Origin of the sequence: Chryseobacterium tagetis, from assembly GCF_016735585.2 — a bacterium.
Classification (GTDB): Bacteria; Bacteroidota; Bacteroidia; order Flavobacteriales; family Weeksellaceae; genus Chryseobacterium; species Chryseobacterium tagetis.
Genome location: NZ_JAERSE020000003.1, coordinates 205,639 through 219,429, shown reverse-complemented (window position 1 = coordinate 219,429; position 13,791 = coordinate 205,639). Strand labels below are relative to the sequence as shown.

Sequence of the window (13,791 nt, the reverse complement as noted above, 5' to 3'; positions counted from 1 at the left end):
CTTTTAAGTTACCAGGGGTTAGTGGCCCATACAGATGCATCAGGAATAAATCCTGTGTCACTCATGCTTAACATATTCACAATTAAATGCGCAATCTCTTTTGGTTTGAGCTTATTGGCTTCATTTTTTATTTCTATTCCCTCTTTGACAAGAAAATCCGTAATCACTTCACTAGGATTGATTTGCATGACTCTTACATTGTATGGTCTTAACTCAGCACGCCAACATTCTGTTAGACCAGACACTGCAAATTTGCTTGCTACATAAGAAGATCCATTGGCATATCCGCGGAGCGAAGCTGTAGAACCAATATTGATTATATTTCCATACTGATTTTCCACAAAATGTTTCGCGGCTTCTCTTCCCGCCAGAAAAAAACCGCGGACATTGACTTCCCAGACCTTTTGAAAATCTTCGGCTGTGGTCTCTACCAATGAAATGAATTTTCCGATTCCCGCATTGTTGATCAATACGTTTACCGTTCCCATTCTCTCTTTTGCATAATCAAACAATGCTAGTACTTCTTCTTCAATTGTAACATCAGCTTTAATTCCATAAACTCCAAGTTCTTTAGTTGTCTGATTTACTCTAAATTCATTAGTCCCACAAATCACTACTTCAGCTCCAAATTCTTTTAAAACCTTTGCAGCTTCATATCCAATACCACTTGTTCCACCCGTAATAATAGCTTTAACATTCTTTATTTCCATAACAATTTGTTTTTTACAAAATTACGGACATGGATATCGATAGTGTTGCGAAAATCAAATGCTTTGATGCAAAAATCAAACACTAGGGATAGATGCTCATTTACCTCATACCTTTTTCAGGGAGAACAATACCTTAAACGTCGATTTTTTTGTAGCTTCCATACTCACAATTCTTAATGATATAATTAAACTTATGTGAGCTACAGAATAATATAAAAAACTACACAAAAAACTGAAATACAGTATATTGGAGCAATTATTTTCAATATTCAAAAGTACCTTTTTAGCAACCTTACTTTTGCCAAACCTCGTTTTTTTCTGCTTTTTCCCGTACTATCTAAAAATAATAAAACAGCTGTAAAGCCTTTATTTACAACCGTTTTACCTGTTTTTTAATCTTTGATGTATTCTTATGAAAATTTATTAAAAAAAGGATTTCTAAAATAAAAAACGAGTTCCGATGTTTTTTTACCCTTTTTGCAGAAAAGGCAAGAGAGTCTTTAGTAGTACAAAATGTAAATTTTGTATATACAAAGACACATCTTGCTATATAGTTTTCATAATTAAGAAATTTTATTTAGTCTACCTTAATTTAGACCGGTCAGAATAGTTTATTTTAGTCTAGCTTAGGTCTCTTGATGATTGGAAGATTAGTTAGCGAAGAACTTTCATTATAATGTGAAACATGAAGTGTATTTATATTTTTTTCGAGAGTAGACTGCCAATTCAGAATTGGTCTTCCAAACGAATTTTTCCAATCGGCTTCCTCCCATTTCTGAAATTTTTGAATCAATAAACCATCCAGTTTTTCTGAATAGTCTTTTAAAGTTTTTGCAAAATCCATAAACTGTTTTAGGCTCGGATAGTTGGAAAACGAATTATTGGTAATAATTTCCGGCTCTAGAATTGGTTCTAGTTCATCAATTGGTTCTTCTATTGCTTCATCCGTCTTTTGTGTTAGTTTTGGCACTTGATTTCCTTTTAAGATGAAACGATTCGGAAAGCCCCGATTTCTATTGTAATCTAAAAGTCCTAAAAGTTTGAGCTTATTTTTTGCAGTGATGACCGTTTGCCTGGAAAGCCCAAGTTCTCTTGCCATTTGATAATCTGATAAAACAATTTCTTTTCTTATATCTTCACATTTGTAGAGGATAAAAGTAAAAACAGCTATAGTATTTGCGCCGATTTTATTTTTTGAATTTAAATCAAACATTTTCTCAAATAAGTTTACATCAAAAGTTTTTGAATTTCTCATCTCTTAAATGTAGATTTATATTGTTTTTGAACTTCTTCGGTTTTCTTACTAAGATATTCATTCAAGTCCTTAAAATCTGAATAGAGAACCCGGCAATCTTCTATATTTTTTATTTCATTGCGAATGATTTCTACAGCACGATTTCCCGCTTCATCATTATCAAAATAAAGCTCCACTTTTTCATATTTTCCAAGTGAATTTTTAATATTATGAATCATCGAAACAGAATTCAAGATGAGATAATCGGAAGTTTTTTTTTCCAATTCATTTTCAAGAGTTTTAAATGAAAGAAAATCAAAAAAACCTTCAAAAATGCGGAGTGACTTTGAACCATTTTTTATAGTAGAAATATCTTTTTTTCCTAAACATATCTTAGAGTATTTATTGCGGATTTCATAACCACCAGAATCATTCTTAAAACCTATCCCAAAATAATTTTTATCATTTATCCGATAATGAATCTCCTGTAGAAACTCGGTTTGTTCTTCAACTTTTCTGCTCTTTAAATATTCCAAAAGTGCAGAATGGCTAACCTCTTTCACGTTCGTTATCTCATAATTTCTGCTTTGACCATCACACTTCAGACTAGGAATGTTTTGCTTTTGAAAAGAAGAAAAATTTTGCTGGTCTGCCCAATTCAAAACCCTATTGATGGAAGTTTTCAGGTATTTCTTCATAAAGTCTGTATTATTCCCACCAATTCCTTCTGAAAAGAGGTACCAATAGTTTAGGCTTTTATTGATTTTAAAAGAGGCCTGGGATTCGCTGGCAAAGGGGTTAAGATACCAGGCTTCTTTTTCATTTTGTTTCGTGGGAAGGTGTCCGAGAGAAAGGAGGACTTCTTCCAACGGTATACTGTTTAATTGTTTGCAGTTCATAGAATTTGGTGTTTTGTTTATAAAGTTTTGTAATTCACTTACCTTATTACCTAAGTCTTTATTCATCGAGGATTTTACAGATTTTACGTCCTACCTTTCATTACCTGTTTACCTTCATTTATTTTAGGTAATTAGGTAAGTTTACTTTTATTAAGTTACCTTATCATAAACTTTGTGTTAATGGTGGTTTCCGCAATTTTCAGGTAAGTGGTAAGTAATTTCAGATTATATCATTCGTCAATTTTCCTTCGGATCAAATATCCATAGACTTGTCTTTTAGGATGTTTTATTCTTTCGTAGTTCAGTGCAGTCAAGGCTTTACCAATTTTTATGATATTTAAACGTACACCGAGCGCATTATTCATAGCAAGCATAATGTCCGAAGGCGTCAGAAATTCACTTTGCAGTTTGGATTTTTCGAAATGACTAAGGATAATTTCCTGTTCCAGGGATATTTGTTTGAATTTTTCATTCCGCCTTTCATTTTCCTGGATATCTTCAGCCGTGAGTTCCGGATTGTAATTTTTTCTTTCAAAAGCATTATAGTATGCTTGTGACCAAACTTTTTCAATATTGATTTCCTTAGAATAATTGAAATCAATCTCCAAAACTTCAAAAATCTGCCACCGCACACTTCCGGTTTCATCGGTTAAAAAATCCGACCGGTTGGTAGAGCCACAAAATGAAGCTGTCCGGTGCATCAATGACGATTTGCGGTCGTAAGGTAATCGTGCATTGACAGTATTTTTTGAAATGAAGGACTTAAGAATATTAACATCCGTTTTTGACATTACCGAAAGCTCATCAATATTGACCAGAAGGTTTTTGCATAAAGCAATTAAGCCGTCTTTATCAACACCAATGTCTTCTGTATAATATTGTTCAAGATTTGCAGGGGTGAGAAATCGTAGAAAACTCGTCTTTCCACTATTTTGCTTAATATTGAACAGAACAAAACACTGTTTGTTGATGTAGCCTGGTCTCAACGCACATATTACAGTCCTGGTCAGCCATTTTTCAAAATATTTTTGGAAAGATTTATCATCCGTCGTCTTAACAAAACTGCAAAGCTTACCGATATGATTCTTCTTGTCCCAATCTTCCAAATTTTCAAAATATTCCCGAATCGGATTGTACTGCTGGATCAAATGACTTCTGACCAGAATTTCCAACTTATTAATTGGAATATCAATTCCGGATCTAACGAGTTCTATAAATAAAGAATTCAAATTGAGTGTTGACCATTTTTTATCCGATACAAGTTTAATTTCGAACTCAAGCGAGATTGTATTGAATCTAATTGAATATTTTGAATTCAAATAATTAATCGCTCTGTCAAATATTGTTTTCGTTTCTGTTTCGATTTGATACAGAATTTTATTTTCTTCCATAAAGCATTTTTGATTTTGGAAGGAGTCACAAATAATTTCTTATATTTGCTCTTTACTTCCAGTAAAACAAACATTTAAACCTAACTATGGTAGTAGTTAGGTTTTATTTTTTACGTAAAGAAAATTCTATTGCTTCCTGTTGGATTTCATCATTTGATTTATGGCTGTTTTTCAGCAACCATTCGTCAATTTTTTTCCGTTCAAAAAATAGAATTTTTCCAGAAGGTTTTGAAAATGGGATAGAGTTGGTATGAACCAATTTGTAAATGTAGGATTTCTTGAACCCTGTGTAATCCGAAAGTTCTTCTACATTAAGAATTGCTTTTAGTCCGAAAATATGCTTTTCAATTCGATTGAGCTTATAAATGATGATTTCGTTATTTTCCATCTGTTTCTTTTATTTAATTTAACAAAACAAAAGTCAGCATCAAAAACCATAAATACAACACTACCAACTGTCTGTGGGCTAAATAAGAATACTTTGGATTAATTTGGAATGTCAAAAGATTAAAAAAGACTAATCTGGATTAAACTGGATTATAAAGCTATTTTAATCGGGTTCAAAAATAGAAAACGGAATTTTCATAACTCAATATTTAATTCCGGAATAATCTCAGCAGCTTCTTTCATTTTGCTATCCACAATTTTTGCATAAATCTGCGTTGTTCTTAATTCTCGATGTCCAAGTCTTTTAGAAACCGTGTAAATGTCTGCACCGTTTTCCAACAACAGAACAGCATTCGTATGTCTGGCTGAGTGAAAAGTAATATGCTTAGGAATTGCAGCCCGATTGCACCAGCGGATAATTTCAGTATTGTAGGTCATTCCATATTTCAACCCTTTGAAAACTCTTTCTTGTGGATCTTGTCTTTCGCCCAACAATTCTCTGGCTTGTTTTGAGATATAGAGGTATTCTACACCATCTGTTTTTTCTTGTCGGAAATTGACTTTTGATATATCACCTTCATCACGAACTTCTTTCCAAATCAAAGTATTGATATCTGACCAGCGTAATCCAGATAAACAAGAAAAAAGAAAAGCTTTTTTCAAAACCGGATATTTACATTCTGCTTTCGCTAAACGTTGTAGTTCGTCAAAAATCAGATATTCTCTTTGACTTTCAGCTTGTTCAAACGATTTTATTTTTGATGCATAATTTATTGTCAAATATCCATTGTCAAACGCATTTCGAAGTGCTGCTTTAAATTTATTGAAATAAGAATATTTTGAGTTTTGGGAAAGTGGCAGTTCACTTTTTGTGAGAGCATCTTTCTCGAAATATCGGTGAACTTTCTTGACGAAACTTTCATCAATTTCATCGAAAGTCATATTTTTTGGAACAATCCTTTTGAGATGTTGAAGCGTAGAAAACCAGTTACCGTAATTATTAGAAGTGTCTTGCTTTTGCTTTTCTTCTGTGAGTTCAGCAAAAAAATTTAGAAATACCCTTTTTGATTTTGCAGTATTTTTTAATTCAAATCTCCCTTGCGCATATTCAGCTTTTCTAATTGCAAGTACGTTTTCTGCAAATTCTAAAGCTTCTTTATTTTCTTTTTTTTCTTTTGCAGTTTTTGGATCTGAAATTAAATAAGAATCTAGATTCTCAAAGCTTCTCAGATGTTTTCTTTTTCCGTCTTCAGTAATTTCGGAACCACGATAAAACTCAATCGACAGACTGATCCTTCCATCTTTCAATTTTCTTTGACTAAGTGATATTTTCATAACTTTGGATTTGTACTACTTTGTACTACTTTTCACTATTTTGATAGCCCTAAATGGTACAGAAGTAGTACAAATATATAAATAAAGTCCAAAAAGAGAAAATATTTTTTTTATAAATAATTGATAATCAAGCAAAAGAAAGAAAAAGAAATCAAAGAAAAGTTAAATTATTTCCCGATACAAAACTTAGAAAAAATATTCCCCAACACCTCATCATTGGTCACTTCCCCTGAAATTTCCCCAAGATGTTCCAGTGCATTTCTCAGTTCATAGGCCAGTAATTCAGTTGAAATCTGGAAAGAAATCGCTTCTTTTACTTTATGTACTGCATCCAGTGATTTTTGTAACGCTTCAAAATGACGCTGATTGGTAATCACCACATTATTTTCTGAGGCTTTTAATTGTTCAACATAGGAAGACAATTCATTTTTAAGATCCTGAATATTTTGATTTTCTACCGCAGAAATTTTAATAAAATCGAATTCGTTAGCAATTTCATTTCTGAAAATTTCTTCTACTTTTTCATAGACTGATGGAGAAACCTCATCAATTTTCGTTGAGCAGATAATCAGTTTCAGATCCTCTCTCAACAAAGATTTTATCATCTCAATATCTTCAGAGAAATCTTCAGTTCCTGCATCTGCCAAGTATACAAGAATATTGGCATTTTCTACTTTTTCTTTGGCTTTTTTTACACCAATGGCTTCAATTTCATCTACGGTTTCACGCAATCCAGCCGTGTCGATTAATCGGAATGCATGACCTTTAATGTGTAACACCTCTTCAATCGTATCTCTTGTAGTTCCCGCAATATTACTTACAATCGCTCTTTCTTCTTTTAATAAAGCATTCAGCAATGTAGATTTTCCTGCATTCGGTTTTCCGATGATGGCTACTGCAGTTCCATTTTTAATGGCATTTCCATACTGGAAACTTTCAATTAATGAATTTAACTTCAGTTCAATTTTATTCAATAATCCCACTAAAGCTGATCGATCGGCAAATTCTACATCTTCTTCTGCAAAATCAAGTTCCAATTCAATTAAAGAAACAAAATTCAGCAAATCGGTTCTCAAAAAAGAGATTTCGTTGGTAATTCCACCTTTTAGCTGATTGATGGCTACTTTTCTGGAAGCTTCATTTTCAGAAGCAATGACATCGGCAATCGCTTCAGCCTGGGAAAGATCAATTCTCCCATTAATAAAAGCACGAAGCGTAAATTCTCCGGCTTTTGCCATTCGTGCTCCGTTTTTAATCAAAGTCTCAAGAATACGTTTTCCAATGTGCGGAGACCCATGAAAAGCTATTTCTACAGAATTCTCTGTGGTAAAACTTTTCGGAGCCAGAAAAATCGAAAGCATTACCTCATCTATTGCTTCTTCTCCATCTACAAAATATCCGTAATGAATGGTATGCGATTTTTGCTTTTCCAGTTTTTTTGCAGGAAAAGACTTTTGAACGACTGATAAAGCATCGTTCCCCGAAACTCTGATAATGCCTAAAGCTCCTACTCCATTGGCTGTTGCCAACGCGCAAATGGTATCGTTATTCATGCTGCAAATTTACGTTTTTTAATTGCAAAGAACCATATCGTTTATCTATTGTTACGATTTTATAAGTTTCAAATTGATTCCCTTTATTTTTGTTTTTGTCCCATCAATTTTATTTTTTCAAGCCATTTCATACGTTTTGTTTCATCGGATGTTTTTATGATTCCTACATATGTAACTTGTACAGGTTTTATCCCACAAAATTCTAAGGTAGATTTTTTCAGCTGATTGACACTTGGACGACCATAAAACAACCAGTAATACCACCCTGGTTGATCTAAGGTTGTAATAATATGTGCCGTTTTATTTATCAGAAGTTTATCCCACCAAACAGAATTTTCCTTGTATTTAAAAGCCATTCCGGGAAGAAAAAGCCGGTCAATAAATCCTTTTGTGATAGCTGGAAGTCCGCCCCACCAAACAGGATGAAACCAAACCAAATGATCTGCCCATTGTATTTGTTCCCAAGCTTCGAGCAAATCAGGTTCAAGTTCCATTCGCTTCTGATAACCAAATTTTAGATTTGGATTAAACTTTAAATCAGCAATACTAATTTCCTTTACTTCAGCACCCGATTTCAATGCTCCATTCTTGTAAGCTTCTGCAATTCCAAAATTGAAAGATTCTTTATTGGGATGCCCATTAATAATGACTATTTTTTTCATGAATCCATTTTGATATTAATAGTTTCGTAATCTTCTAATGACTTTAATAAAGATTCAGGTTGATGAAGCTGATGGCTGAAATATACTTTATTTTCAGATTTATTTTTCAATAATTCTTCAACATGCAACGTTGCTGATAAAGCAGTCAGTTCTGCCTGGCCTTTTAAACTTTGAAGACTGATTTTTTTAGTTTCCGATTTATTCTTAATTATAATTTCAAAAACAGACTGATCACCATTTCCGCTCGACCCAAAAATCATCTTTCGTTCTTTTAAAGATAAAATATTAAAAAATCTTATGCTCTGAAAAGCTCCCAAAAGCCATGTAATGAATTTTGAATTATAGGTCATTTTCACATTTACAGTCGGAATTTTTTCAATAGAATTTAAAATATACAAATCGGGAACATCGAAATTATATGCTTGTCTTTTCCCGATTCCAAAAGAGAAATCAAAGTATTCTGAATCTAAAAAATGTTTTATGGAAACAGGCTGATTATCTTTATAATTCACAAAAGGTTTTGCCACATTTTCTGCCATAAAATGAGCCGAACTTTCACCCGCCAAATCTTTCACCGAATAATAGACAAAAAGCCTGACTTCATCTATAGTATTCATTTTTTTTGATACAAAACTCACCAAACCTGTAGCGATTCCGCCCATCCATCCTGAACTGAAAACAATTCGGCTGTTCACCGGTTTCTGGATTGCCAACTGATAGGCTTTCCTTAAATCCGGAGTTGGTTTTGTGATATCCAGATAATCTATATTATTTTCAATTGCAAAACGAAGGACCTTGTCTTCTTTATCATTTACAGAAAGAACAATTAGATTAATATTTTTCTCTACAATAGTTTTGAAAGTTGAAATTTTGGTAACATCAATCAATAAATCATTTTGTGATTTACCACCTTTTCGGCCTCCGATAAAAATGTTTACTTCAGGGTTTCTTGATCCTAAAATTCGGGCAATAGTTTTCCCAACCAATCCGTTTCCTCCGATAATTAAAATATTTGACTGCATTTATTTTTTTTCACAAAACTATTCAGTCAGCATCTCAATACACAGGACAAATGTCTAAAAAGAAATTTCCTTTCTGATACGACTCAAATGTCTTTGTGTAATTCCCAAATAGGAAGCAAGATATTGCAGCGGAATTTCCTGAATATAATTCGGCTGATTATGTAATAGTGAAGCATACCGTTTCGCAGCACTGTCTCTTTGCATCTGAAAAAAACGTTTTTCGAGTTCCAGATATTCCTGTTCGGCTATCATTTTTAGGAATTTCATCCAATTAGGACTATCATTTATTAATTCCTCAATTTTGTCTTTTTTTAAAATTAAAATTTCAGCTTCAGAAATTACCTGCATATTCTCCTGGCTTGGTTCTCCGGAAACAAAAGAAGAATAAGAAGCAATCAAATCATTGGGAAACCGGAAACAATAGGTCATATCTTTTCCATCCTCTGAAGTATAGTAAGAACGAAAAATACCCGTTTCTATAAATGCAATTTCCTTACATCTTTCGCCTTCTCGCACGAAAAAATCATTTTTATTTAATGTTCTCCTTTCAAACAATGCAGTGAAATTACTGATTTCACTTTCCGAGAAGATATTAAAATGCTGAAAGAACTGTTGGATCATAAAAACGCCTAATTTTTCTCAAAATTAAACAAAGTCTGTCAATTATTCCGTAGTCCTATTTAATGAAACCAAAATAAAAATCATCCCAATTTGAGATGATTTACTGCTTTTGATTTACTAATGTATATGAAAGGTGTGATTTGTGTCTTTCTGTATCACAAATATAATATTTATTTTTCACAAATTAGAGAAAAATTATAATTAATATCATTTCCTTGTTATCATCCATAACAAAATAGCCTTGTAATACTGATTACAAGGCTATTTTTATTATTTTATAACTTTTACAATGGACTTACCAAATTAAGGAACCAGTCTTTAACTTCACCTTCCAGGAATGGAGCGATTTTTTCTTCGCAGGCTTTGTGATACCTGTTTAACCATGCGATTTCACTTTCTGAAAGAATTTCTTTTACAATCGTATCTTTAAAGAACGGGCAGAACGTTAAGGTTTCAAATTCATAGAATGTTCCGTGAATTGTTTTTTCTGCTTCTTTCACCGCAATCAGGTTTTCGTGACGGATTCCGTAGTCGCCTTCAAGGTAATAACCCGGTTCGTTTGAACAAACCATTCCCACCAAAAGATCCTGCGGATTCATATCTTTTCTGATATTCTGCGGACCTTCATGAACATTCATGAAACTTCCTACACCGTGACCCGTTCCGTGGTTGAAATCTTTTCCTTCCATCCATAATGGCAATCTTGCGATCGCATCTAAATGAACTCCTTTCGTTCCTTTCGGGAATTTCACCATTGATAAACGGATCATTCCCTGTAAAACCAAGGTAGAATTTCTTTTAAATTCATCTGAAACCGCACCTAAAGCAAAAGTTCTGGTAATATCAGTCGTCCCTTCAAGATACTGACCTCCTGAATCTACCAAAATACTTGCATCATTGGTTACTTCTTTGCTTCCTTCGCTTTTAGCTGAATAATGCATTATTGCACCGTTATCTTTATATCCAACAATGCTTCCGAAGCTTTCTCCAACGAAGTTTTCTCCTTCAGCACGGAAACCTCTCAGTTTTTCACCAATTGAATATTCGTTCATCGTTTCTTTTCCGGCGCTGTGAGTCAGCCAATACAGGAATTTCACCATAGCAACACCATCTCTCACCATTACCTTTCTGAAACCTTCCAGCTCAGTTTCGTTTTTCTGAGCTTTCATTAAGTTTCCGGGAACTGCAGCTTTGATGAATTGATTATCGGATTTCAGTGCTTCAAAAATAGACTGGTTGCTGTTTGGAGAAACCAATATTTTTTCATTTTTGAACACCGTTAAATGATTGTAAAACTCTTCATAAGGCATCATTTTCACGAAAGACTCATCCATTTGCTTTCTTGCTTCAACCTCTAATTTTTCAAGGTCTGTGAATAAGATTGCATCATTTTTAGTAATGATAACATATCCTAAAAATACAGGATTGCTTTGTACGTCGCTTCCTCTTAAATTCAATGTCCATGCGACATCATCCAGACTTGAAATAATGTGAACGGTTGCTTCCTGCTCTTCCATTTTCTGACGGATAGCAGCAATTTTATCAGTCACCGATTTTCCTGCCCATTTTACAGGATGCACAAAAATCGGATTTTTTGATGGAGTTCCTCTGTCAACCCAAATTTGTTTTAAAAGAGGATTATCAACCAGTGTTATATTTTTTGAATTTAATTTTTGAGTTAAAAGCTCCCAGTTAGCATGAGCGGTCGCCACAGCATTTACGGCTACTTTTCCGTTTGTTGGAATTTCAGAAATAATCCAGTCGATATAATTGGGAGTTCCCTCCATTCCGTCTTTGAAAAGATCTATTCCTGAACCATCCAGCTCAATAGCAGCTTGTGTGAAATATCTTCCGTCCGTCCAAAGTCCTGCTTTATCTTTTGTCACTACTACAAAACCCGCAGAACCTAAAAACCCTGACAGCCAAGCTCTCTCCTGCCATTCTTCAGGCAAATATTCACTCATATGCGGATCTGCAGAATATACTATAAATGCATCAACATTATTTTTCTGCATCTCTTCACGAAGTGCAGCTACTTTTTCCTTTGAAGTCATTTTAATGATTTTTTAAAGAGGTGAAGTTACAAATTTTTAAGGTTCTATCATGAAATTTCAATGTTCAATTTACAGCATATTATCATCAAATCAATTACGGGTTCAAAGACAAATATTTAATTTTTATTTTTTTGGAAAGATTCTTGCAGTATTCGCAGCATGGAAACACAGAACTACAAAAATCACAAAAAATTTTATCCTCCTCATCATTTTATATATCTACCTGTTCTCATTATTTTAGAAATTCTGGGTATTTATAAAATTTTTAATGACACCCAGAATCAGCTGAGCTGGATATTATTTTCGATTGTTATTTTCTTACTTTTCTACTTGGCCATTATGCTGAGACAACATTATGCTTTAGGGCTTCAAAACCGGTTGGTCAGACTGGAATTTAAACAGCGTTATTTTGAAATTTTCGGGAAAAGATCTGATGAAATTGAGGAAAAACTGAAGTTTGATCAGATTGCGGCCTTAAGGTTTGCTTATGATAACGAATTTAAAGAACTGCTGTACAAAGCCATTCATGAAAATATTTCAGGAAATGAGATCAAGAAATTCATTCAAAACTGGCGACCTGATCTCCACAGAATCTAGAATACTAAATACCAAAATAAATTATTATGAAAAAATTAAGTTTATACAGTCTTATGATGTTCGCTTTGCTATCATTAACAAGCTGCGAAGCGGTAGAAACCATCTTTAAAGCCGGAATGTGGTGGGGAATTATTTTAGTAGCCGGTGTTATCGGTATCATTTTATGGTTATTCTCCAGAGGTAAAAATTCTTAACAATTTTCTATGGACAATCCAGACTTAGATATTATTTCTCATCTGAGACCTTCTAAGATCTTAAAAATCCTGAAAGATCCGGAAGCTTCTGCAAAGGCTGTAAATCTTATTTACACGTCTGATACGGAAGCTTCCGGTATCATTAGAAAAAAACGGGGTAAAAAATATTCCTATTACAAAGACGGAGAAAAAATTAAGGATAAAGAGGAGATCAAAAGAATTAACGGGTTGGTAATTCCTCCCGCTTGGGAAAATGTATGGATCTGCGCGCTGGATAACGGTCATCTTCAAGCAACCGGATTTGATGTGAAAAAGAGAAAACAGTATCGTTACCATCCGCTTTGGAATGCATTGAGAAATCATACAAAATTTTACAGAATGCTCAAGTTCGGTTATACTTTACCTGAGATGAGGCTGCATATTGAAAAAGATCTGGCCTTAAGAAATTTTGAAAAGCGAAAAATCCTTGCTTTAATTGTCAGCCTGATGCAAAAAACAAATATCCGAATCGGGAATAATGTGTATGAAAAACTGTACGGATCGTTTGGATTAACGACTTTAAAAGATAAACACGTAAAAATCAAAGGCCAGAAAATCTCTTTTTCATTTAAAGGGAAAAAAGGCATTATGCATAATGTGGATCTTAAAAGTAAAAGACTGGCAAGGTTGGTTCAGAAATGTAAAGATATCCCGGGAAAAGAGCTGTTTCAGTATTACGATGACGACGGCAATCATCATTCGATTGATTCCGGGATGGTGAATGAATATATTAAGGAAATCAGCGGTGAAGACTTTACTGCAAAAGATTTCAGAACGTGGTCGGGAACCGTGAATGCTTTAATTGCTTTTAAAGAAATAGGCTATGCAGAAAGCAACACCGAATATAAAAGAAAAGTAAAGGAAGCACTGGAAATGGTGGCTTCTCATCTGGGAAATACAAGTACAGTCTGCAAAAAATATTATGTTCATCCTCTGGTCATTACTCTTTATGAAAACAACAGCATCAAAAAATATCTTGATGAACTAGAAATTATAGAAGAAAATGACGGTAAAGCAGACTTAACTCAGGAAGAAAAACTGGTTCTCAAAATATTAGAAAACGAAAAGATGTAAATAGTCTCTATAGATTTTT

General features: G+C 33.7%; 14 protein-coding genes. 3 read left to right on the top strand and 11 right to left on the bottom strand.

Translation table 11 applies throughout. From position 1 onward, the window contains the following. Positions 1 to 8 precede the first annotated feature (8 nt). The 11 genes from JI747_RS10990 to JI747_RS10940 all read right to left on the bottom strand — a co-directional run bounded on the left by JI747_RS10990 (position 9) and on the right by JI747_RS10940 (position 11,868). Positions 9 to 710 (bottom strand): SDR family oxidoreductase, encoded by a 702-nt coding sequence (locus JI747_RS10990; RefSeq protein ID WP_225688618.1) that lies wholly within the window; start codon positions 708 to 710, stop codon positions 9 to 11. A 616-nt stretch (positions 711 to 1,326) separates the two neighbouring features. Next, entirely contained in the window at positions 1,327 to 1,965 is a 639-nt protein-coding gene (locus JI747_RS10985) for a hypothetical protein (protein ID WP_225688616.1), read from the bottom strand. Continuing rightward, entirely contained in the window at positions 1,962 to 2,909 is a 948-nt protein-coding gene (locus tag JI747_RS10980; RefSeq protein ID WP_225688614.1) for a toprim domain-containing protein, read from the bottom strand. Before JI747_RS10980 ends, JI747_RS10985 begins: the two co-directional genes overlap by 4 nt. Before the next feature lie 164 nt (positions 2,910 to 3,073). Beyond that, a complete protein-coding gene (locus JI747_RS10975; protein WP_225688613.1) occupies positions 3,074 to 4,234 on the bottom strand; it encodes a virulence-associated E family protein in 1,161 nt (386 codons plus the stop codon). Positions 4,235 to 4,337: 103 nt separating this feature from the next. Further along, positions 4,338 to 4,622: a helix-turn-helix transcriptional regulator gene (locus JI747_RS10970; protein ID WP_225688611.1), complete on the bottom strand. Its 285-nt coding sequence runs from the start codon at positions 4,620 to 4,622 to the stop codon at positions 4,338 to 4,340. Between the two features lie 194 nt (positions 4,623 to 4,816). After that, complete coding sequence (locus JI747_RS10965) at positions 4,817 to 5,956, bottom strand: site-specific integrase (RefSeq protein WP_225688609.1); 1,140 nt, start codon at positions 5,954 to 5,956, stop codon at positions 4,817 to 4,819. 167 nt (positions 5,957 to 6,123) lie between these two features. Further along, on the bottom strand, positions 6,124 to 7,509 hold the full coding sequence (mnmE, locus tag JI747_RS10960; RefSeq protein WP_225688607.1) for a tRNA uridine-5-carboxymethylaminomethyl(34) synthesis GTPase MnmE: 1,386 nt from the start codon (positions 7,507 to 7,509) through the stop codon (positions 6,124 to 6,126). A gap of 83 nt (positions 7,510 to 7,592) precedes the next feature. Next, the gene (locus JI747_RS10955) at positions 7,593 to 8,171 is read right to left on the bottom strand and encodes an NAD(P)H-dependent oxidoreductase (RefSeq protein WP_225688605.1); all 579 of its coding nucleotides are present in this window, start codon (positions 8,169 to 8,171) and stop codon (positions 7,593 to 7,595) included. Continuing rightward, positions 8,168 to 9,193, bottom strand: a complete 1,026-nt coding sequence (locus JI747_RS10950; RefSeq protein WP_225688603.1) for a saccharopine dehydrogenase family protein — start codon at positions 9,191 to 9,193, stop codon at positions 8,168 to 8,170. The genes JI747_RS10955 and JI747_RS10950 overlap by 4 nt, the downstream gene beginning before the upstream one ends. Positions 9,194 to 9,247: 54 nt before the next feature. After that, the gene (locus JI747_RS10945; RefSeq protein ID WP_225688601.1) at positions 9,248 to 9,814 is read right to left on the bottom strand and encodes a Crp/Fnr family transcriptional regulator; all 567 of its coding nucleotides are present in this window, start codon (positions 9,812 to 9,814) and stop codon (positions 9,248 to 9,250) included. 284 nt (positions 9,815 to 10,098) lie between these two features. Next, the gene (locus tag JI747_RS10940; RefSeq protein WP_225688599.1) at positions 10,099 to 11,868 is read right to left on the bottom strand and encodes an aminopeptidase P family protein; all 1,770 of its coding nucleotides are present in this window, start codon (positions 11,866 to 11,868) and stop codon (positions 10,099 to 10,101) included. A gap of 159 nt (positions 11,869 to 12,027) precedes the next feature. Between JI747_RS10940 and JI747_RS10935 the strand changes: the two genes are divergently transcribed. The 3 genes from JI747_RS10935 to JI747_RS10925 are packed head-to-tail and all read left to right on the top strand — an operon-like array spanning position 12,028 to position 13,772. Beyond that, complete coding sequence (locus JI747_RS10935) at positions 12,028 to 12,465, top strand: DUF6526 family protein (RefSeq protein ID WP_225688597.1); 438 nt, start codon at positions 12,028 to 12,030, stop codon at positions 12,463 to 12,465. Between the two features lie 26 nt (positions 12,466 to 12,491). Continuing rightward, positions 12,492 to 12,659, top strand: coding sequence for a phosphatidate cytidylyltransferase (locus JI747_RS10930; protein WP_225688595.1), 168 nt, complete (start codon positions 12,492 to 12,494; stop codon positions 12,657 to 12,659). Positions 12,660 to 12,668: 9 nt separating this feature from the next. Then, a complete protein-coding gene (locus tag JI747_RS10925) occupies positions 12,669 to 13,772 on the top strand; it encodes a DNA topoisomerase IB (protein WP_225688593.1) in 1,104 nt (367 codons plus the stop codon). Positions 13,773 to 13,791 lie beyond the last annotated feature (19 nt).